This is a genomic window from Edaphocola flava (assembly GCF_004118155.1).
Taxonomy (GTDB): domain Bacteria; phylum Bacteroidota; class Bacteroidia; order Chitinophagales; family Chitinophagaceae; genus Edaphocola; species Edaphocola flava.
Genome location: NZ_SAIQ01000001.1, coordinates 285,559 through 306,355, shown reverse-complemented (window position 1 = coordinate 306,355; position 20,797 = coordinate 285,559). Strand labels below are relative to the sequence as shown.

The window sequence follows — 20,797 nt, the reverse complement described above, 5'->3', positions numbered from 1 at the left end:
AGAAGCTTAGTCTCCGTCATTATCTACATAAGTGATGGAAATGCCGAATGCAGAAACCATATCTACTTTTAATAAAGCCACAGAGCCCTGCAACTTATCATATACATTCAGTACGGCTACACGATTATTGCTCACACCGTCTTTCAGTGTGCCACTTAATCCGTTAAGCGCCGTCAGTCCTTCGTTCAGGGACTGGCTGATGATATCAGCCATCAATACGCCATTGTCTTTGGTACCGATACCGGCCAGATAGCCTTTCATACCATTGGTACCGGCAGTACCATTATACTGTTTGCCTTCATAAAAAGCAATATAGCTTTCCAGTGCTTTAACGGCTAAAGCCTTAGACAGTTCCGGGCTGTAAGCAGCCTCGACATGTCCCGGTAATGGAGTACCCGTCATAGCACCCACAGGGTAACCGATCTTGCCGGAGCGCAGAAAGCGCTCATAATATAATACCACCGCATTCGTCATTTTAGACAAACTGCCGGCAGCATCAGTACCCGTAGCTCCGATAAAGGCATCTCGGTTTGTGCCCCAGGCTGTTTTTACAGCACTTACCTTTTCGATCATTTTATTAATGACGTTATTAAGGTAGGTTTTGTAAGCTGCTGACTGTGCATTTGTTGTGTACAGATCAATAGTGCCTGTACTGCTCTGGCTGTTCAACAGGTAGTCCAGTGCCGGGAAGCCTTGTGCATCTTTATTGCCAAACGTCTCCAGGTTATAACTTCCCAAAGCGATATTGCCTTCGATTTTGCTTTCTGTAGCCGGGTAAGTATTCATATAAGAACGCAGGCTGATGTCTTCAGCTGGTCCGAATTCCAGCATATCTACCGTCTGCCAGGTCAGGTAAGCCTCCTGCCAGGCGCTTTTGGTTGCAGCAAGGGTAGTTGCAGAAGGATTTGCGGTAAAGGCCGTTGCTTTGTCTTTTAAAGCATTGAGATCCTGCAGTAAAGCATCATAGCCCGGCAGCACATACTCATCCGCATAGTGGGTCAGCATGGGCTTGCGGTCCAGCTTGTCTGCCTGGTTGTCTGTTCCGTTACCTTTAGTACAAGCAAATACACCACAGAGGCATAAAAGCAGCAGACTTAAATAAGTTATTGTTTTACGGTATAACATATCCTTTATGTGAATACCAACCGATAGCCGCAGATACGGTACCGGTTGGTATGATTAAAATGAGGTACTACTGGTATTAGTGGTTAACCACAACATTTTTGTCTACACCGGTCAGGGTAGCAATCTGGTCTCTTACTGCATCAATATCAGCGTTAGTCAGGTCCCAGAAACCGTTTGGTTTGTTCATCAGGTTATCCAGCAGCTCCTGAGATTTAGCAGCATTTACTTTAGCGTTGTGTGCATAACGCAGCGAGTATACAAATCCTACACCTTCCGCCAGAGCGTGCATTCTTGCACCATCGCTTGTAGCCGTTTTGGTTTTATTCAGGTAGCTGATCGCGATCGTAGCGATTGCTTTCTCCATAGCCGTACGGATGCTTGCGATTTGCTGATTGCGGGTAGTCAGGTCATTATTTACGATAGCAGCTCTACCTTTCAGGAAAGACAGGTACAGGGCAGAAGGATCACCACCAACGCTGGTACCTACCTGGCGCACATAACTACCTAGGAATACTTCCAGCCATTTGGTCGGATCAGCAGGGTTTTGTTTAGGGTAGAACTCGTTAGCAGTCAGGTAGCCATATGCCTCATCCCAGTGGTGTGCCAGGGCAGTATAGTTTTTGCCATCAACGATTGCAATGTTATCGGCATTCATTTTCTCTTCGCCCAGGTAGATGTTAGCGATCTGATCTAAAAGCATTGCGCCCATTAAACCTTTCTGTACCAGTTGAGCATATTCGATACCTTTAGCATCTACCAGGTATTTGCTGTCTAATAAACCTGCAGTACCGCTTGCTGCAGTTTGCGAGAAGTTTTCACTGGCCGTTTTGATTTTGGCAAAATAACCCAGGAAGCGTTGGCGTTCAATTTCAGCATTGGCAGTAGTAAAAGACTGAGCCGTTTTAGAAATGATCGTTTTATCAGTAGCGGTATTTAATGCTGCATCAGCAAAGGGTGCATTAGTGTTACGGTACATGTTCTCGATCTTCGTCAGATCCAGGGTCATGGTAGTACCTTTTTTCAGGTAAGCATCCAGTTCCGTCAGCATTTTGATGCGGGTAGTCTGTCCGTCGAAATTAACGGTAGTTGTACCAGCATTATCTTTAAATGTAGTGAAGTAGTTAGTGGTAGTAGTCAGACTGCTGTAGGGTACTTTCAGGTCATCGTTTTTGGTGTCTTTTTTACAAGAAGCCAATAATAAGGCCAAAGCCCCGGCAGAAAGTAATAGCTGTTTTCTCATATTTCGTTCAAATATTTTAAAATGTGTTTTGAGTAGGATGCAAAAGTATTAGCCTCCCGGCAAATAAATGTCGTGTAATTGTCATATCTCGATATGTTTCAGAATATGACAATTAAATGAAACAGCGGGTATGCCATAATATTATACATAATTTAATTATTCCTGCCTTCGGCTTCTTAGGGCTTTTCTGTAAGTTTACAGTTCATCCAAAATATTGCAGTATTATGCCCGTTACCTATTTTATTATAGGAATTACCGTTCTGGTCTCCTGGTATGCTTTTAATCATGAATCGGTCCGCCACAAGCTTTTGCTTTATCCTGTGGTCATGAGACATCCCTTGCAGAGCTATCGCCTGATCACCTCCGGCTTTGTGCATGTCGATACCATGCACCTTATTTTTAATATGATTTCTCTGTACTTTTTCGGTCCATTACTGGAAAGGGTGATCGGTGCAGAACATTTTATATTGCTCTATCTGAGTGGTATCCTGGTGGCCAACCTGCCCTCTTTTTACAAGCATATGCACAACCCCTCCTTTGCAAGCCTGGGCGCATCGGGTGGAGTAGCGGCTGTCATTTTTGCAGTAATCTACTTTTTCCCCTGGGATAAAATTTACCTCTTCTACATCATTCCCATCCCCTCTATTTTACTGGCGGTAGGATACCTCATTTACTCTGCATACATGAGCCGGCAGGATCGGCAGACCGTAAATCATACGGCACACTTCTGGGGATCTGTATACGGATTTTTATATGTGATTATTCTTGATCCAAGTCATGGTTCAAAATTTATAGAAAGAATTTTAGAGGTAAGTATATAGTCTATATTTAATTCGATAATAATTTAATTTGTTATTTATTTAAATGTAATATAATTAATATATTTTGATTCCCGAAATGGCTGCTCAAAGAGCAGCCATTTTTTTTGCCAACCATATTTGAAAATTATATAAAGTGTTTTTTTTGCTTTATATTAATTATTAAAATAATAATTAAATAGTTTAATGTAACTCTCCAGCTCCTCAATGAAGACAGGGTAAAAATGAGGGGTGTGCCCCAATTATATTAAAATATATTATAATTATAAATAATTGTAATATTAGTAATTTCTGCATGCAAATTTTTTGAAAAAATGAGATTTATCCCGATCAAGCGTGAGCGGGTAGGGTGTCACCTTTTTGAATGACTCATAGTTATTATATTATTATATTATATAAAATTATTGTCATGTAAAATTATTAATTTTTTGAAGCAGCTAATTTTATCGCTGTTTAAATATCTCCTCCCTCGGAGCAGTGATTTCTTATTTCAACTTATATATAATAATATTTTGTAATTTATTTTGTCATTTTTTTAATTATTGTTTTATATAATATGATATATGCACTCTATAATTTAGTTTATACAGTTTATGTATAAGATTAATTATGAGCTTTTTACTTATGTATTTATATCACTTTATGACATTATGTCAATTTCATGTATTTTTGTATTTAAACTATTTATTATAATGCTGAATTATAATTAATTATGTAGCATAAATGAAATTAAATATAGATTATACAGTTCTATATTTCATTTTTTGCCATAATATTATTTTATTTAAATATATATAACTGAAAGTGTCATAATATTATTTGTTAAAAGGCTAATATTTCGTATATTTACATAATCTCTTCTTTAAAATATTTATAATATATATAAATTATACATGAAAAATAATCTTAAACTAATTACGCTTACATCTTTTGTTCTTTTTAGTATTGTATCTTTTTTATATGTAAAAAATATTATCTCTTTTGACGTGAAAATTCTTGAAGCAATTTGGGGCATTTTTACGGTCATATATTTATTTTACTCAATCCAGAAAAAATCCCTCACAAGCTGGATTATTTTTGCGATGATAGTTGGGATCCAGATCGGACTGATCTTCCCGGAAATCGCCTTTAAATTGCAATTTCTGAGTAAGATATTTTTGAGACTTATCAAAACCATTATCGCCCCGATTCTCTTCGCGACCCTGGTGGTCGGGATCGCTTCTCACTCCAATATGAAGCAGTTGGGCAGGATGGGATGGAAGTCTCTTTTGTACTTTGAGGTGGTAACGACACTTGCTTTATTCATCGGACTTATTGCGATCAACATCTCTCAGGCGGGTCATGGGGTCATCATTCCTCCTGGATTACATGAAGAGTTGCCTAAGGCTGACCCGATGACCTGGCAGGATCATATTATTAATATATTCCCTGAGAATTTTATTAAATCTATCTATCACGGAGAGGTGTTGCCGATCGTGGTGTTCAGTATCATTTTCGGGATCGCCCTGGCACATTTGCCTATTCATAAGAAAGAACCCCTGTTGAACTTTACTGAAAGTTTGGCAGAGACGATGTTCCGGTTTACTAACATTATTATGAAGTTCGCCCCCCTCGGAGTGGGTGGTGCCATTGCCTATACTACCGCCCATATGGGGGTAGATATGCTCATTTCCTTGCTGAAATTGCTGATTACTTTATATGTAACTTTAGTGATATTTATACTGGTGGTATTGGTACCGATCGCGCTTATTGCCCGCATCAACATCCGCCAGTTTATACGTGCAGTAGCCGAGCCGGTATCGATTGCCTTTGCGACGACGAGCTCAGAATCAGCTCTTCCGCTGGCTATGGAGAACATGGAGAAAATTGGAGTGCCACGTAAAGTAGTGGCTTTTGTTCTGCCTACGGGTTATACTTTTAACCTGGATGGAACCACACTGTATCTCTCGCTGGCGAGCATATTTGTAGCCCAGGTAGCCGGTAAGGATCTGCCTATTGGCGAGCAATTACTGATCGGTCTGACGCTGATGCTAACGAGTAAAGGGGTGGCTGGCGTGCCACGTGCCTCACTGGTGATCCTTATGGGTGTTGTCACCTCATTTGACCTGCCTATGCTGCCGGTTATGGCGATTTTAGGAATAGATGAATTGATGGATATGGCCCGTACTTCCGTAAATGTGATCGGAAATTGCCTGGCCAGCGCGGTAGTAGCCCGCTGGGAAGGCGAGCTGGATGATAAGAAAATGAATGAAGCGGTATGGGATAAGCAGGAAGTTACGGCTGCTTAACCAGCTGTTTTTTGCGCAGATAGATGGCAATATTAAGCTCAAAGCCCAGGATAATGATAACACTGCTGATCGACAGCCAGGCCAGGAACATGAGCAGGGAGCCTAATGAACCGTATACCTTGCTGTAATGGATAATATTGGTGGCAATAAATACAAATACATAGGATACCAGGGTAGTCATGATGGTTGCAAACCAGGCACCCGGAGAGAAAAATTTGCTGCGTTCATGTAACGAAGGGCAGAATTTATAGATCAGGCACATCATCAGGAACATAATTAAGAGCATACTTACCCGGCTGGTCATACGGATCAGCCCCCAGTCATTCTCAAAAGACTGCAGAAAATAACTAAGCATATTACTCTGAAAGATCAGAAAAGCACCGATCAGGAGCGATAAGATCATCAGTATGACGGTGAGCCATATGGCATTCAGCCGGCGGTTGATGCCGGTCCTGAACTTGGTCGCTTCCGATACGCGGTCAAATGCCCGCATCAGTCCCATAAGCCCGTTGGAAGAATAAAATATGGTAAATAAGATACCTATAGACAATAAATCCCTGCGTTTGGTATGCAGGAAGTCGAGCACAATACCCGATACATTATCATAAATACCCTGATTGGGAGATAGTAATTTGAGCGCTTCCAGTATGCCTGGCTCAGCATCGTTCAGCGGCAGAAAAGGCACCAGCGAGGCCAGGAATATCAGTGTCGGGGGTATCGCCATCAACATATTGAAGGAGATGGCGGCGGCCCGCTCAAACAGGCGGAGATCCCGGTTACTCTTAATAATATCATTAATGATCAGCGATACCGGAAAGCCTTCGAAGCCGGGCAGCGTAAAGGTTTTCCATTTACCAGCCGGTTTTTCAGATAAAGTCATAGAAGGTAGTTTCGTTTTCGGTCGCTGCATATAGGTCTGTCCAATCAGGTTAAGGGATCAAAAATAGGACATTTTTGACATTATGCCTGCGCTGCCTTTTGAAGTATAATACCTTATAATAAATTTTTTCTCTGGTTTGTCCCAACCTTTTCCAACAATACCTCGTCTATTATTATACCAAGCAGGAAAGAGGAACCTTCCTGATACATCTATCAGGTTGGGCAACTTTTTCAGCGGAAACCAAGCCCTGTAAACCCCTATACGTTTCATACTTCTATCACCATCAAACCGGCCCATTAATCGTTTCATTACGGTTAATGGGCTTTCCCTTTCAGCTTAATGGCTGACCATTTTCAGTCCCACAATAGAACCGATCAGGGTAAAGATGAAAAATAAGCGCCAGAAATTAGTAGGATCTTTAAATACAAATATCCCGATCAGCACCGTACCTACGGCACCGATTCCGGTCCATACAGCATAAGCGGTACCTAATGGAAGGGTCTGTGTGGCTTTGATCAGCAATAGCATGCTGATAGAGCAGGTGATGACAAATGCAGTATACCAGAGGTAGGCAGTGGTACCTGTGCTCTGCTGTGCTTTGCCCAGGCAGGAGGTAAAGGCAACTTCAAAAAATCCGGCAATAATCAATATGATCCAGTTCATTTTATCTTGATTGTTTGCGGCAAAGTTCGTGAAGCACTGCGAGATATCATTTTACAAATGATAAAAAATGCGGTTAGCGGATGTCGGCCCGGATACGGCTTAGGCTTACCTGGGTAATGCCTAAATAGGAAGCAATATGCCCCAGAGATACACGTTGCAGCAAACCCGGTTGGTGCTGCATCAGTTCCTGGTATCGTTCTGTAGCGGTGCGAAACTGGCGGGAGATCAGGCGTTCTTCTGTTTTGATCAGTTCTTTTTCTGCAAAGCGGCGTCCCCAGTTTGCTATAGCAATATCGGTTTCGAATAATTGTTGCAATGTATGACTGTGTACCCGGTACAGGTTGCAGTCTTCCAGCAGTTCGATAGATTCATAGCCGGCCTGCTGATCTACATAGCTGCGCATAGAGATCACAATATCGCCTTCCTGTCCGAACCAGAAAGTAATATCACTATCCTCCCTTTCGGCATAGGCGCGTACAATACCTTTTTCTATAAAGTACACTTCTTTTTCTACCTTATCGGCCTGCAGGAGTATATATCCTTTACGCAGCTGTACGGGTTCGAGCAGCTCCATCAGGAGCCGGAGGCTGGCTTCCGGTAAGGGATAAATATGCAGTATGGATTCGCGGATCGTCATTTATTCTCTTAAGGAACGGCCGGTGTAGTGAAGGAATAATTCTTCCAGCGTATGCACATCGGCTACCTGGTGCTTCAGCTCATCGATAGTACCCTGTACGACTAATCGGCCATTGTCTACGATGGCAATTTCGTGGCAGAGTCTTTCTGCTTCTTCCAGCAGATGGGAGGTATAGAGTATGGTATGTCCTTCTTCATTATAGGCCTGCAGGAAATCCAGGATCATAGCCCGGGAGTGGATATCTACCCCGGCTGTAGGTTCGTCCAGGATCAGCAGCTCCGGGTCATGCAGCAGGGAAGCAATAATATTGCAGCGTCTTTTCATACCGCCACTGTAATGCTTTACTTTCTTATGGGCACTGTTTTGCAGACCGAAGCGCTCCAGCAGGAAGGCAATCTTATCCTGCAACTGCGGCTGGGGAATGTTGTATAGTCCGCCTATGTAGGAGAGGTTTTCCCATGCAGTAAGCAGGGGATATAGTGCAATTTGTTGTGTAACAATACCCGTTTTCTGTAGGATCTGGTGCATCTGGGTACGGGCATTGAGGCCCATAACTTCTACAGTACCGGCATCCGGCATCACCAAACCGCACATAATAGATATAGTAGTGGTTTTACCGGCACCGTTCGGACCGAGTAAACCTGATATTTTGCCTTTGGGAAAACGCAGGGTTAAGCCATCCAGAGAGTTAAACTCTGCATGCGGATATCTTTTAAACAGGTCTGCAATATTTATAGCGTACTCCATAAACCTTCGGGGGGCGGGTATTGATAGCAATTTAGAATGGGCAAATATAGTTTATTTAGTTTTTCTGCTCCTGTTCTTTAATAAAGCTGTGGATATAATGATTGACATCTGCGGCTTTCTCCCATTGAACGAAATGCCCGCAGCGGGGTATAATTTCATACTGCAAAGCACGGAAAGAAGGCTGTGCCGACAACACCAGCTGCCGTACCGAGACCGGATGAATAAACCGGTTGGGAATGAGCCCGTCTTTCTCTCCGAATAAAATATATACCGGTACTGCTATATCAGCAAACCGATCACTGACCGGTTCGTCCAGCATAGCGCCTATACAGGCTTCCATCATTTTACGGTAATGCTCTTTCGGATGCAGTTGCAACTGCTCCAGGAGGTTATGAATAAACGGTTGAATATCTGTAGAAAGAATGTAAAAACTATTCTGAATCGCCTTGCGTAAGCTATTCTCTTCCGAGCTCAGCATATCTACCAGCGCCATAGTGCTTTTGTACAAAGACCGTTCCCAGTCATTAAAGGTTTCTATACCGGCCGGTGCACATTGCACCAGGCCTTTGACCTGTGGCATGTTCTGTGCGGCCAGCGTAAAAGCGATCTGTCCGCCCATAGAATGGCCGCAAAGGTATACCCGCTCCAGTCCCAGTTCATGGATGAGCTCTTTGATACAGGAGGCAAAAAAGTGCATACTGTAAGGGTAGTCCATCGCGCGGGATGAGCTTCCGTTGCCGGGAAGGTCTATCGCGATACAGCGATAATACTGTTTCAGATAAGAAATATTGCGCTGCCATGCTGAAAAATTATGTCCCAGTCCGTGAATGAACAGGAGTACAGGGGCATCTGCAGGACCTTCATCGCAATAGGCAATGGTAACTGAATTGAACAGGATAGGGCAGTAGTGTACGGTGTAGGGGTAAAACCTGGCAGAGCTCTGTTGCATGTCTGGAAATCTTGGAATTCGCACTATTGAATAAGGGTTTATCTTATTACAGACAAACCCTTATTCAAATATAAATATTTTAAACCATTACCAGCTTACTCTTCTTTAGAATAAGTGTAGATCGTACTTGTTGTAACTGTAGAGCTTACGTCTTTACGCTCATCAATAGTGAAGGTTTTGATATCAACCAGTTTGAAATCTCCCTTTACTACGATAGAACCATCTACATTAGCTTTGTTGGAATATATCTTGATATAATTCTCATTCTGAATGTTATAGAACAGGCTTCTCAGGTCCGGATCTGAAGGAGAACATTTGGTCCAGTGCTCGAAAACAGAGAGATCTGATGTAGAAGGGAAATACCACTTATTATCCTTTACACATGGAGGAATACTGCCGAAAGTGCTGGTCCAGGTATTAGTAGGAACTTTTACATTAGAGTTTACTTTGACGTCAGTAAGGATCCAGTGCTTGTCCATCAATGCCTTTTCGTAAGAAATGTTAATCTTTGGCTCATCTTCACAGGAAGTCAGAAACAAAGCTGCACCTATTGTAGCAAGTAAAATCTTTTTCATATCTCTTAAAAAAATAATTAACAGTGTAAATATAATGATAATTCTGAGCAATCCTAACTTATTCAGGATTTTCGTTTTGCGCCTCTATTTCCAGTGGTTGCTGACGGATACGTATATCCATATTTTCTCCTTCCAGGATCGTGTTAGGGTAGCCCTGCTCGTTGCGTGCAGTAGGCATCTGGAAGTATACAACAGCTGTATTGGAATCGGAAATGGCACCATCCCATACTTCAGTAATGAAAATATTATTTTCCTGCAGTATTTTGATTGCATCGCGGTACGGAACATTGATCAGGTTCGGTACATTGACACTGACATTGCTGAGGCCCGAGCCTACCACCAGGTCAATACGGGAACCCTGGCGCACTTTTTGCCCTGGTTTGATGGCAACACCATTGATCAGTTGCTGTAATACGGCATCCTTAGCCATATCCGGTTTAAAGAGTGTATCACCCAGCACCAGTTTATTGCTTTCCAGGATCAGCACCGCACTACGGAAAGAAAGGTTGACCAGGTTAGGCATCTCCACTTCCGGTGCATACGTTTTATTCACCAGCAGGAATATAGTACGGCCCGGTTTTACAGTAGAGCCCTGCACCGGTTGCACATCCAGTATCTCCAGTGCTTTTTTTGTAGGATCGAAGATAGAGTCAATATTTATTTTAAAGCCCTGCTGTTCCAGCACTTTTATTGCCTCTGCAGCATTTTTTCCTTTCAGGTTCGGTACAGTAGTGGCGTCTCCGTGTTTGGTCATCAGGCTGAGCGATGCAAAAAATGCAAAGTACAGCGCGAAGCAGATACCGATGATCACCAGCAGATTGAACCAGAACGAACGAAACAGTTTTTTCATCAATTATATTTTTGATCTTATAATGCGAGTGCTAAGGTAAATTATTTTTTATTGCGCAGGCACTCCTCCAGCATTTGTTCATAGAAGTCGCTGAGCTCCATTCCGGCAGCACGCACCTGTTGCGGAATCAGGCTGCGCTCACTTTGTCCCGGCATAGTATTAACCTCCAGGAAATATAATTCCTGGTTGTGCTTGTTCAGGATAAAGTCCATGCGTACAAAACCTTTACAGTTCAGTCGCAGGAAAATCACTTTAGCCTTATCCTGCAGTGTAGTCAGTATATCATCCGTAATCTGTGCCGGTGTGATCTCATCACTTTCATTATTATACTTTGCCGCATAGTCAAAGAACTCGTTTTTGGAAATGATCTCGGTAGGAGGCAGGGTATAGATATCGTTGCCTATGCGGTATACACCCATAGTCAGCTCACGACCTTCAATATATTCTTCGATCAGTGCCTGTGTGTCTACTTTAAATACGGCTTCTATAGCACCTTGTAAGTCTTCCACTTTAGACACTTTGGTCGTGGCAATGCTGGAACCACCTTCATTAGGTTTTACGAATACCGGTAATTGTACCTTCTCCAGGATAGAACCGAGCGAATAAGAATCTTCTTTAAATAAGTGTACCGATTTGGCAATCTTTACGACATCGAAATCATTAACTACCTTATTACAGAAGCTCTTATTAAAGGTTACCGCAGACACAATCGCATTGCAGGTTGTATAAGGCAGGCCGATCATATCGAAGTAGCCCTGCAGCTTACCATCCTCACCAGGCGTACCGTGAATAGCGATAAAAACCGCATCAAAGTTGATCTTCTGACCATCCAGGTTCAGTGAAAAATCGTTCTTGTCTACAGAAACCTGCTGACCATTATATTCATGATACCAGCTTTCTTTGGTAATGATTATTTTGTATACAGCGTATTTATCTGCATTCAGGTGTTTTTCAATTGTTGCGGCAGAGCCGATAGAAATGATATGTTCTTCACTATAGCCGCCGGCTACAAGGGCAATGTTTTTTTTCATTATACTCAATAGATCGTGTGTGTAATAAGAATGCCAAAGGTAATTAAATTGATCCTACTTTTTGCTAACTAATCCGGAAGACGTACTCATTAATTAGTGATATAATATTGTATATTTGAATTTGCCTGAAAAAAGATGCTTTTCTTTATGAAAAAACAATTTAAGTTTTTACCAATCATTATTTTATGTTTTCTATTTAGTAATCATATCTGGGCCAAACAATTATACGGCAGAGTGGTGGATGCGAAGGATGGGGCACCGGTTGCCGGCTGTGCCGTCTACATCAATTACTCCACTATCGGCACTACAACCGGTAAAGACGGGCGCTTTACACTTCAATATAACGGGACCTTGCCCGCAGATCTGGCTTTTCAGTCTGTAGGTTACGAATCCAGGATAGTAAATATTACCTCCACCGGTCCGGAGGAGATCAATATTTCTTTGGCAGTCAGGGATAATGAACTGCAGGAGGTAAAAGTGCTGGCCCCTATAGAAAAAGGATGGGCCCGTTTCGGGGAAGACTTTCTTGATGCATTTCTCGGTTATTCAGAATGGAGTGAACAATGTGTGCTGGTCAATAAAGAGGTGCTTACATTTCGCTACGACAAAGAACTACAGACCTTGTATGTACAGGCCTCTGCACCCCTGATCATTAAACACAAGCAGCTGGGCTATATTATTAATTATGACCTGATGGATTTCTCCAGGAGTTATAAAGACCGCACGGTATTCTTTTCTGGATCGGCCCGCTACACCCCAATGGATATAAAGAGCAAAAAACGACAGGCCAGAGTGGCTCAAAACCGTCAGGATGCCTATCGTGGATCGATTAATCATTTTATGCGTGCTGTGTACCGTAACAAATGTACAGAAGAGGGTTTTGTGGTGAATGTAATGGAGCGGATAGACGGAAAAGATTACGGGCGTTACGTTTCCCTGTGGTCAGATAGCCTCAATACCCGAAATGCTAATGACATTAAGAAGCTGGCTACCAAAATGCTGTCTCACCCCGGGGTAGATACACAGCGCATTGTACCATTCTTCATGGCCTTAAAAGAATGGATGGATAAGGATACACAGCAAAACGCCATACATTTTCCCCTGCCCCTGAAAGATACAGTGAAGGCAACAAACCATCATTATTTTATAGAGCGAACCGCCCAGCGAGAACTGTATATGGTTAAGTACTATGATTATAGCCGCTTGTCTCCACAGGATAGTATGAGGCAGGCGACAATGGCAGAGATACAGCTGGTCAGCGGCGAGCTGGGGCCTAAAAAACCGCTGGTTAAAAGCCCACCTAACCTGATTGATATTGTATATAGCGCACCCTTGCCTACAGATTCTTTCCGTGTGGCCACAGATAGCCCGGAGGTAGCACTAGCTTTCAAAAAATACTTGCAGGTGACTTACCTGCTGGAAAAAGAGGAGTGGCCATACCTGAAACGGAAGTCTCCTTTTGCTTCCCCTATTCCGAAAGAGCAGAAGAGTATCATTACCCTGCGCGATACCGATGAGGTGCTGGTTCAGGACAATGGCAACTATTACCCGCCTTATGCCTTATTTCTGGAAGGGTACTGGTCTTACGAAAAACTGGATAAACAATTACCGCTGGATTACGAACCTTAGACTGTTGTCATTTTAATGACAAACTTTATAAATATCATTATCTTTGTAGCCCAAATTTTATTTTACTGTGTTTACACCCGTTGTCCGGTTTGCATTGCTGCTGCTTTGCGTGATTGTTGCCATCATAGCGTCTGTTTTTAATATCAAGCTCCTGCTGGTGCTGGCCACGTTAATTTCCCTTGCCTTACTTTGGGGGTATTATATGATGGGTACCGTATTCCTCGCACTGAACCGTATGCGTAAGGGACAGCTGGAAGAGGCAGAACAGATCCTGGCCATGACCAAAAAGCCGGAACGCCTCCTGAAAAGCAGAAAGGCATACTATTATTATATACAAGCCTACCTGGCAAGAGAGAAGGATGATTTCGGCACAGCCAGAAATCTATTCGAAATGGCGCTGGACCTGGGCTTAAGTGTAGAGCATGATAAGGCTGTATCCTTACTGGCCCTGGCAGATATGGCAGTGATCAATGGTAATAAAGAGCAGGCCCGTAGTTACCTGCAACGGATGAAAGGCCTTAAAGTACAACCACAACTGATGCCGGAAATACAGAAGATGCAGCAGCTTCTTGCCTAAGCATTTGTAAAAAAATGCTACATTTGGAGCATAAAATCAGATTAGATAATAAATTATATACATATATCATGTCCACAGAAACATTTGCACAGAAAATTGCCAAAGCGCAGGATTTCTTACCGATCAACGGTACAGATTATATCGAGTTTTATGTAGGTAATGCCAAGCAGGCTGCCCACTATTATAAAACAGCTTTCGGTTTTCAGTCCGTAGCCTATGCTGGTCCTGAAACCGGTGTACGCGACAGAGCTTCTTATGTATTACAGCAGGGTAAAATACGCCTGGTGCTGACTACTGCCCTGAAATCGGATCACCCGATCTCTGAGCATGTAAAAAAACACGGAGATGGTGTAAAAGTGCTGGCCCTGTGGGTAGATGATGCATACAGTGCATTTGAAGAAACTACAAAAAGAGGTGCTCGCCCTTATCAGGAGCCGATTACACTGACCGATGAGCATGGCGAAGTACGCATGAGCGGTATCTATACTTATGGTGAGACCGTACACATGTTCATCGAGCGTAAAAATTATAAAGGTACATTCATGCCGGGTTACGAAGCATGGGAAAGCGCTTATAAACCGGAAGATGCTGGTTTATTATACGTAGACCACTGCGTAGGTAATGTAGACTGGAACAGAATGCTGCCTACCGTAAAATGGTATGAAGAAGTAATGGGATTTGTAAACATCCTGTCTTTTGATGATAAGCAAATCAATACCGAATACTCTGCGCTGATGAGTAAAGTAATGAGCAATGGTAACGGTTTTGCAAAATTCCCGATCAACGAGCCTGCAGAAGGTAAGAAAAAATCTCAGATCGAAGAGTACCTGGATTATTACGAAGGAGAAGGTGTACAACACATTGCTGTTGCAACTAAAGACATCGTAAAAACGGTTACAGATCTGAAAGCAAGAGGTGTAGAATTCCTGAGTGCACCGCCGGAAGCATATTATGAAATGCTGCCTGAGCGCGTAGGATCAATCGACGAGGATATCAAAAAATTACAGTCTTTAGGCATCCTGGTAGACCGCGATGAAGAAGGTTACCTGTTGCAGATCTTCACCAAACCGGTAGAAGACCGTCCTACACTGTTCTTCGAAATTATCGAGCGTCACGGAGCGCAAAGCTTCGGTGCTGGTAACTTCAAAGCATTATTTGAAAGCATCGAAAGAGAGCAGGCGAAAAGAGGTAACCTGTAATCTTTATCTTAAACATACAATAAAAAATCCCCGGATCATTTCCGGGGATTTTTTTGTTCTCCTTCCTTTCATTCCAATTTGTTTTCAGAATATTCATAATAACATAATTCTGAGTACATATTGATGTAACACTGCACTGGCATATTTGCGGATTATCAATTTTGTAACCATGAATAAGATTTTGACCAGATCAGTAGTGCTGGCGGCAGTGAGCTGTATGAGCGGAGTATCACTGTTTGCACAGACCAACATTACCCAATGGAACTTTAACTCTCCGACGCCGGACAATAATACCAGTACGGGAACCATGAGTCCTTCGCTGGGTACAGGCACAATGGCCGCCACAGGGGGCACTGCAGCCTCCTTTGCCAGCGGAGCGTCTAACGGAGGCTCATCAGATCCGGCTACTGCCGATAATTCTGGTTTGGGCCTGACCACCTTCCCGACACAGGGCACAGCCAATAAAACTGCCGGTATCGCATTTTCTGCCTCTACCGCAGGTTATCAGAATATACGCCTTACGTTCGATCAGCGACACAGCAATACCGGTCCGGCACATATGCAGCTGCAGTATACACTGAATGCCAGCGTAGCCAATCCGGTATGGGTAGATGTGGATACGGCTTCTGCACAATCGGGCGATGTATGGAACAGCCGTTCTTTTAACCTTTCAGCCATCACCGGCCTGAATAATAATGCTACTGCAGGATTCAGGGTAGTAGCGGCTTTTGCACCTTCTTCCACTGCATATAATGCCAGCTCCTCAACCGGTACCTATGGTACAGGCGGTACCTGGCGTTTTGATATGGTTACTGTTAAAGGTGACCCGGTTACGACCAGCCCATTACCAAACCTGGTGATCACCGAGATCATTCACTCTCCGAATGATATTGAGATGATCGAAGTCTATAATGCAGGTACAACCGCAGCAGACCTTACAGGGCTGTACTTTACCAATGGTACAACCGGCAACTTCCCCGCGCAGATGCTGCCGGCAGGAGGTAAGGTAATGTTTGCAACCAATACAACTTCAGCGGCCAGCCTTTTGGGCGGTGGTACGTATAGCCTGCTGGGTGCGGGTTTAGGTTCTTCCTCCGACATCCTGGTGATCAAAAATGCCAGCGGTGCTATTATCGATTCCGTTGCCTATCAGGTGGGTACAGCAGGCTGGCCTGCCGCACCGGCCGGTACTTATTACGGCTATTCTATAGAGCTGAATAATGCATCTCTGGATAATAATGTAGGGACCAACTGGACCGCAACCACACAAAATATTGTTTCCTCTGCTTCCGGTCCTATCTGGGCTACGCCGGGTGTATACCCGCCACCGGCACCAAATCCGGCACCTGTTGTAACCTCATTCAGACAAAACAGTGCAACCAGTACCTCTGTAAAGTTCAACCAGGCGGTGACTGCAGCTTCTGCAACCAATACCAGTCATTATGTACTGAACCCAGCCCTGGCGGTAACAGCGGCTACACTGTCGGGTACCGATTCTGTAGTGCTGACCCATGCTCCGCTGGTAGATGGTACGGCTTATACCCTGGCTATTAATGGTGTAGTGAACGCCAATGGTATTGCGAATGTGGCTGATACTGCAGACCTTATATGGAACCAGTCTTCGCCTAACCTTGTGATTACAGAAATCATCCACTCTCCGAATAATATGGAGATGATAGAGGTATATAATGCCGGTACTACAACAGCTGCATTGGGTGGCCTGAAATGGGCCGAGGGTACCAGTGGTAACTTCCCGGTAATGAACCTGCCTGCGGGGGCTAATGTAGTTTTCTCTACCAGTCCTAATACCGCAGATACAATCCTGAATGTACCGGTTATCTATATGCTGGGCGCGGGTTTAAGCTCTTCTGACGATATCCTTGTGATCCGCAATTCATTGAACCAGACAGTAGACTCTGTACACTATTATGCCGGTACAAACGGCTGGCCTGCGAGTCCTGCTGGTCTGTACGGTTTCTCTTACGAACTGACTGCTGCTACGCTTGACAATAATGTGGGTGCAAACTGGATCGTTCCGGTAAATGAAGTGAATCCGGCTCCGGCTGGTGGAACTGTAAGAGCCACACCAGGTGTATATCCTGCTCCTGCAGTTACACCTGTAAGCGGTATCATCAGTTTTGCAGGTAGCGCCGTTGCGGTAAATGAACAGCAACTGGAACTGAAAATTGTAGCGAATATAGTAGGGGGCATTGCCAATCCTGCTTCGGTAGATATCGAACTGGTTCCTGGTGGTACCGCTACCAGCGGCACAGACTTTACGATGCCTGCTAACCTGACCTTTAACTGGCCGGCTGGTGCCAATAATGTAAATGATACTATTACGGTCACCATTGCCAATGATAATATTCCTGAAAATGCTGAATACTTTGCTGTGCGTTTTGCCAACCCGGTAAATGTAACCTTACCGGTTGCAAGTGCCAATCTCTTCACTGCCTTTATCCTGGATGATGATAAGCAGGCACCGATAGCGACAAAATCTGACTTCCTGAACCATGTTACTTCTTATCAGAATCATACAGCAGGCAATAACTCTGCTGAGATCGTTGCCTATGACAAGCAATCTAAACGCCTGTTCATTGCAAACTCTATCGGTGGTAAAATTGATATCGTAGATTTTCATAATCCGGCAAACCCTGTAGCGGTTAATTCTATCGTGATCAACCCGACTTATGGCAACATCAATTCTGTAGCCACAAAGAATGGTATTGTAGTAGCGGCAGTAGAAGACCTGGTACCGGAAAATCCGGGTAAGGCTGTATTCTTCGATACTAACGGGGTATTCATTAAATCGGTAACTGTAGGCGCTATGCCGGATATGATTACTTTCACACACGATGGTAATAAAGTACTGACGGCAAATGAGGGACAACCTAAGTCTGACTATACTATCGATCCGGAGGGTTCTGTATCGATCATTGATATCAGCGGTGGTGTAGCGAATCTGACACAGAGCAATGTATCTACAGCTGACTTCCAGGCCTTCAATGCACAGGCGGCCACACTGAAAGCTTCCGGAGTGCGCATCTTCGGACCTAATGCTACTGTAGCACAGGATATGGAGCCGGAGTACATTACCATTGCGGCCGACAATTCTAAGGCATGGGTTACCTGCCAGGAAAATAATGCTATTGCGGTAATAGACCTGGCTACCAGCACGATTACCGATGTATTGCCTTTAGGAACGAAAGACCATAGCTTGGTCAAGAATGCACTGGATGTGAATGACCAGAGCGACAGTATTGCCCTGGCTAACTGGCCGATCAAAGGTTTGTATATGCCGGATGCGATTGCCTCTTATTCCGTTAACGGACAAACATACCTGGTTACGGCCAATGAAGGTGATGCCCGTGAGTACAATGCTTACGCAGAAGTGGTACGTTTAGGTGCAGCTACTTATACACTGGATCCTGTAGTATTCCCTAATGCTGCCTTCCTGAAAGCAAACCTTGGTCGCTTGAATGTGACTACTGCTTCCGGAGATACAGATGGTGATGGTGACTTTGATGAAATCCATGCATTCGGTAGCCGTTCTTTCTCTATCTGGAACGGAACGACCGGTGCACTGGTTTCTGATAACGGACAGGATTTTGAACTGATCACAGCGCAGCATCCGCAATACCATGCAGTATTTAATGCGAGCAACAGCAATAATACGTTCAAAAATCGCAGTGATGATAAAGGCCCTGAGCCGGAAGGCGTTGCTGTAGCGAAGATCGGAGATAAGCACTATGCATTTATAGCCCTGGAAAGAACCGGTGGTTGTATGGCATATGACATTACCAATCCTGCCGCACCGGTATTTGTAGATTATAAAAATACCCGCAACCTGGCTACCTATGGCGGAGACAATGGTGCAGAGGGTATCATCTATATCGATTCTGTAAGCTCTCCGACCGGAAAGCCTTATGTGATCCTGGCCAATGAAGTTTCTTCTTCCTTGAGTATTTACGAAGTAAAACCATTTCTGCCCACTACTACAGGATCTGTAGCAGCAGCAACGTTCTGTTATGCATTCCCTAATCCGGCTACCGCAGAGGTTAATCTGCTGGTTGAAGGAGCCGTGAAAAATGCGGCTATACAGGTAATGGATATTACCGGTAAAGTGATCCTGGAAGACCATATGAATGGCAACCTGAAAACGCTGAACCTGCAATCTGTTCCTGCGGGAGCATACTTTATCCAGTATAAAGATGCACAACGCAGCGGAACGGTTAAAGTACAGAAGCTATAACAGTTTTCTGATGATAAAAGAAGAGCGGCACCCCGGTGCCGCTCTTCTTTTTATGGGTATAACCGGGTTTGTGTATGGAGCATTTTCATATAGATTCAGGCTTTTTAGGCTTTAATCTGATACCGCATTAACACGGATGTCACTATCATGTGATACTATTTTATAAACTGACTACCCCATATAGTAAACTATTTTCTTCGTCCTTTTGTCCGGCAACAAAAGGACCAAAAATGCCTTTGTTTTCATCAAGGCGATTGCGGTGCACCGCCATTTTGTATCGTTGCGTGCATTGATCGTCTGAGCTTAACGTGTGATGCATTCGATGCTCAACGATCGCAGCTCCACTCCAAAATGGCTATCGCTGTGATGAAAACAACAAGCGATCCGTACAGCACAGATCGCTCCAAAAGGCCTTATAAATCCGGCGTTCATAAAATCATTGGCTCGGTCGATTCAGTCGGAAACCACTGTCTGAGCGCAGCGAGTCTGGTTTGCGACCGACCGACACATTGATTTTTAGCCAGGGATTTATACAGCCTTGATTTTTTGGCGGTACCTTTTGCATCAAGGCAAAAGGTAGCAAAAGATATATAGGATACTTAAATCATAATGCTAGTCTTTGTTTCCTTTAAGCGGACACTCAGTTTTTTATAAATAGTAAAATAAATCCTAACGTTTGATTATTTTGGAACGTCATTGCTAAGGAGTACCCTTTGCATGTGTACACCAGATCCCAAAAGGCATTTTGAAACTCGACGAAAAACAAACCGCAATCATACAAATGGACAACAGCGTTTCAGGTATTGAAGCGCCGTTGGCTATGCTTATTGAGCAATGTATTGCGAAAGATAAACGTGCGCAAAAGAAGTTATATGATCGCTATGCCCCCGAATTGTATGCAACCATCCGCAGGTATGTGTATGATGCAGCCCCTGCGGGAGAAATTCTGAATGAAGCCTTCTTTAAGATTCTGACCCATATCGGGCAATATACCTGTACAGGTTCCTTTGAAGGCTGGATGTACCGGATTACGGTTAATGCCACAATGGATTTTTTACGCAAAAAGATAAAGCAGGACCAGATTGTACGAACAGAACTGACAGAGCAGGAGATTCCTGTTCCCGAAACGAGTATTGGCAAGCTGGCTTATCATGAACTGATCGCTATGATTCATAGTTTACCCGATGTCCAGAGAAGTGTATTTAACTTATTTGTATTTGATGATTTCTCTCATAAAGAAATAGGACAGTTGCTGGGTATAACTGAAAACAACAGCAGGTGGCATTTAAGCGATGCCCGACGCAGATTAAAAGAAAAGATTGACGCTTTAATGTGAG

The 20,797-nt window shown here is 43.7% G+C and carries 17 protein-coding genes; 7 read left to right on the top strand and 10 right to left on the bottom strand.

Features of this window, described 5'->3' with window-relative positions:
- Window positions 1-6: 6 nt before the first annotated feature.
- Together EMP01_RS01440 and EMP01_RS01435 are read right to left on the bottom strand one after the other, a co-directional pair.
- Entirely contained in the window at window positions 7-1,125 is a 1,119-nt protein-coding gene (locus EMP01_RS01440) for an imelysin family protein (protein WP_129019719.1), read from the bottom strand.
- Between the two features lie 76 nt (window positions 1,126-1,201).
- Complete coding sequence (locus EMP01_RS01435; protein WP_129019718.1) at window positions 1,202-2,365, bottom strand: DUF4856 domain-containing protein; 1,164 nt, start codon at window positions 2,363-2,365, stop codon at window positions 1,202-1,204.
- A gap of 326 nt (window positions 2,366-2,691) precedes the next feature.
- On the opposite strand from EMP01_RS01435, the gene EMP01_RS01430 reads away from it, so the two are divergent.
- Both EMP01_RS01430 and EMP01_RS01425 read left to right on the top strand, forming a co-directional pair.
- Window positions 2,692-3,186 carry a rhomboid family intramembrane serine protease gene (locus EMP01_RS01430; RefSeq protein WP_161971187.1) on the top strand — a complete coding sequence of 165 codons (495 nt, stop codon included), beginning with the start codon at window positions 2,692-2,694 and terminating at the stop codon, window positions 3,184-3,186.
- An 890-nt stretch (window positions 3,187-4,076) separates the two neighbouring features.
- Complete coding sequence (locus tag EMP01_RS01425; RefSeq protein ID WP_129019716.1) at window positions 4,077-5,471, top strand: dicarboxylate/amino acid:cation symporter; 1,395 nt, start codon at window positions 4,077-4,079, stop codon at window positions 5,469-5,471.
- Here EMP01_RS01425 and EMP01_RS01420 read toward each other — a convergent pair.
- From EMP01_RS01420 to EMP01_RS01385, 8 genes are all read right to left on the bottom strand, one after another.
- Window positions 5,458-6,351: a YihY/virulence factor BrkB family protein gene (locus EMP01_RS01420; RefSeq protein ID WP_161971186.1), complete on the bottom strand. Its 894-nt coding sequence runs from the start codon at window positions 6,349-6,351 to the stop codon at window positions 5,458-5,460. The two genes, EMP01_RS01425 and EMP01_RS01420, sit on opposite strands and share 14 nt — an antisense overlap.
- 336 nt (window positions 6,352-6,687) lie before the next feature.
- The gene (locus tag EMP01_RS01415; protein WP_129019714.1) at window positions 6,688-7,014 is read right to left on the bottom strand and encodes a DMT family transporter; all 327 of its coding nucleotides are present in this window, start codon (window positions 7,012-7,014) and stop codon (window positions 6,688-6,690) included.
- A 73-nt stretch (window positions 7,015-7,087) separates the two neighbouring features.
- The gene (locus EMP01_RS01410) at window positions 7,088-7,651 is read right to left on the bottom strand and encodes a Crp/Fnr family transcriptional regulator (protein ID WP_129019713.1); all 564 of its coding nucleotides are present in this window, start codon (window positions 7,649-7,651) and stop codon (window positions 7,088-7,090) included.
- The gene (locus tag EMP01_RS01405; protein WP_129019712.1) at window positions 7,652-8,398 is read right to left on the bottom strand and encodes an ABC transporter ATP-binding protein; all 747 of its coding nucleotides are present in this window, start codon (window positions 8,396-8,398) and stop codon (window positions 7,652-7,654) included.
- Between the two features lie 55 nt (window positions 8,399-8,453).
- The gene (locus tag EMP01_RS01400; protein ID WP_129019711.1) at window positions 8,454-9,347 is read right to left on the bottom strand and encodes an alpha/beta fold hydrolase; all 894 of its coding nucleotides are present in this window, start codon (window positions 9,345-9,347) and stop codon (window positions 8,454-8,456) included.
- A 95-nt stretch (window positions 9,348-9,442) separates the two neighbouring features.
- Complete coding sequence (locus tag EMP01_RS01395; protein WP_129019710.1) at window positions 9,443-9,922, bottom strand: hypothetical protein; 480 nt, start codon at window positions 9,920-9,922, stop codon at window positions 9,443-9,445.
- Window positions 9,923-9,980: 58 nt separating this feature from the next.
- A complete protein-coding gene (locus EMP01_RS01390) occupies window positions 9,981-10,772 on the bottom strand; it encodes a PASTA domain-containing protein (RefSeq protein ID WP_129019709.1) in 792 nt (263 codons plus the stop codon).
- A gap of 41 nt (window positions 10,773-10,813) precedes the next feature.
- Complete coding sequence (locus EMP01_RS01385; protein WP_129019708.1) at window positions 10,814-11,803, bottom strand: D-alanine--D-alanine ligase; 990 nt, start codon at window positions 11,801-11,803, stop codon at window positions 10,814-10,816.
- Between the two features lie 147 nt (window positions 11,804-11,950).
- On the opposite strand from EMP01_RS01385, the gene EMP01_RS01380 reads away from it, so the two are divergent.
- From EMP01_RS01380 to EMP01_RS01360, 5 genes are all read left to right on the top strand, one after another.
- Window positions 11,951-13,432, top strand: a complete 1,482-nt coding sequence (locus tag EMP01_RS01380; RefSeq protein WP_161971185.1) for a carboxypeptidase-like regulatory domain-containing protein — start codon at window positions 11,951-11,953, stop codon at window positions 13,430-13,432.
- Between the two features lie 67 nt (window positions 13,433-13,499).
- Entirely contained in the window at window positions 13,500-14,009 is a 510-nt protein-coding gene (locus EMP01_RS01375) for a tetratricopeptide repeat protein (protein WP_129019706.1), read from the top strand.
- A 68-nt stretch (window positions 14,010-14,077) separates the two neighbouring features.
- Window positions 14,078-15,208, top strand: a complete 1,131-nt coding sequence (hppD, locus tag EMP01_RS01370) for a 4-hydroxyphenylpyruvate dioxygenase (RefSeq protein WP_129019705.1) — start codon at window positions 14,078-14,080, stop codon at window positions 15,206-15,208.
- 169 nt (window positions 15,209-15,377) lie between these two features.
- Entirely contained in the window at window positions 15,378-19,460 is a 4,083-nt protein-coding gene (locus EMP01_RS01365; RefSeq protein ID WP_129019704.1) for a choice-of-anchor I family protein, read from the top strand.
- A 745-nt stretch (window positions 19,461-20,205) separates the two neighbouring features.
- Complete coding sequence (locus tag EMP01_RS01360) at window positions 20,206-20,796, top strand: RNA polymerase sigma factor (RefSeq protein WP_129019703.1); 591 nt, start codon at window positions 20,206-20,208, stop codon at window positions 20,794-20,796.
- Window position 20,797: the final 1 nt, after the last annotated feature.

What these genes read in the sequence shown, in the direction of transcription:
- hppD (WP_129019705.1), top strand. Translation starts at nt 14,078, where the DNA reads ATGTCCACAGAAACATTTGCACAGAAAATTGCCAAAGCGCAGGATTTC.
- EMP01_RS01430 (WP_161971187.1), top strand. Translation starts at nt 2,692, where the DNA reads ATGAGACATCCCTTGCAGAGCTATCGCCTGATCACCTCCGGCTTTGTG.
- EMP01_RS01400 (WP_129019711.1), bottom strand. Translation starts at nt 9,347, where the DNA reads ATGCAACAGAGCTCTGCCAGGTTTTACCCCTACACCGTACACTACTGC.
- EMP01_RS01385 (WP_129019708.1), bottom strand. Translation starts at nt 11,803, where the DNA reads ATGAAAAAAAACATTGCCCTTGTAGCCGGCGGCTATAGTGAAGAACAT.
- EMP01_RS01440 (WP_129019719.1), bottom strand. Translation starts at nt 1,125, where the DNA reads ATGTTATACCGTAAAACAATAACTTATTTAAGTCTGCTGCTTTTATGC.
- EMP01_RS01405 (WP_129019712.1), bottom strand. Translation starts at nt 8,398, where the DNA reads ATGGAGTACGCTATAAATATTGCAGACCTGTTTAAAAGATATCCGCAT.
- EMP01_RS01425 (WP_129019716.1), top strand. Translation starts at nt 4,077, where the DNA reads ATGAAAAATAATCTTAAACTAATTACGCTTACATCTTTTGTTCTTTTT.
- EMP01_RS01415 (WP_129019714.1), bottom strand. Translation starts at nt 7,014, where the DNA reads ATGAACTGGATCATATTGATTATTGCCGGATTTTTTGAAGTTGCCTTT.
- EMP01_RS01380 (WP_161971185.1), top strand. Translation starts at nt 11,951, where the DNA reads ATGAAAAAACAATTTAAGTTTTTACCAATCATTATTTTATGTTTTCTA.
- EMP01_RS01410 (WP_129019713.1), bottom strand. Translation starts at nt 7,651, where the DNA reads ATGACGATCCGCGAATCCATACTGCATATTTATCCCTTACCGGAAGCC.
- EMP01_RS01395 (WP_129019710.1), bottom strand. Translation starts at nt 9,922, where the DNA reads ATGAAAAAGATTTTACTTGCTACAATAGGTGCAGCTTTGTTTCTGACT.
- EMP01_RS01365 (WP_129019704.1), top strand. Translation starts at nt 15,378, where the DNA reads ATGAATAAGATTTTGACCAGATCAGTAGTGCTGGCGGCAGTGAGCTGT.
- EMP01_RS01390 (WP_129019709.1), bottom strand. Translation starts at nt 10,772, where the DNA reads ATGAAAAAACTGTTTCGTTCGTTCTGGTTCAATCTGCTGGTGATCATC.
- EMP01_RS01435 (WP_129019718.1), bottom strand. Translation starts at nt 2,365, where the DNA reads ATGAGAAAACAGCTATTACTTTCTGCCGGGGCTTTGGCCTTATTATTG.
- EMP01_RS01420 (WP_161971186.1), bottom strand. Translation starts at nt 6,351, where the DNA reads ATGACTTTATCTGAAAAACCGGCTGGTAAATGGAAAACCTTTACGCTG.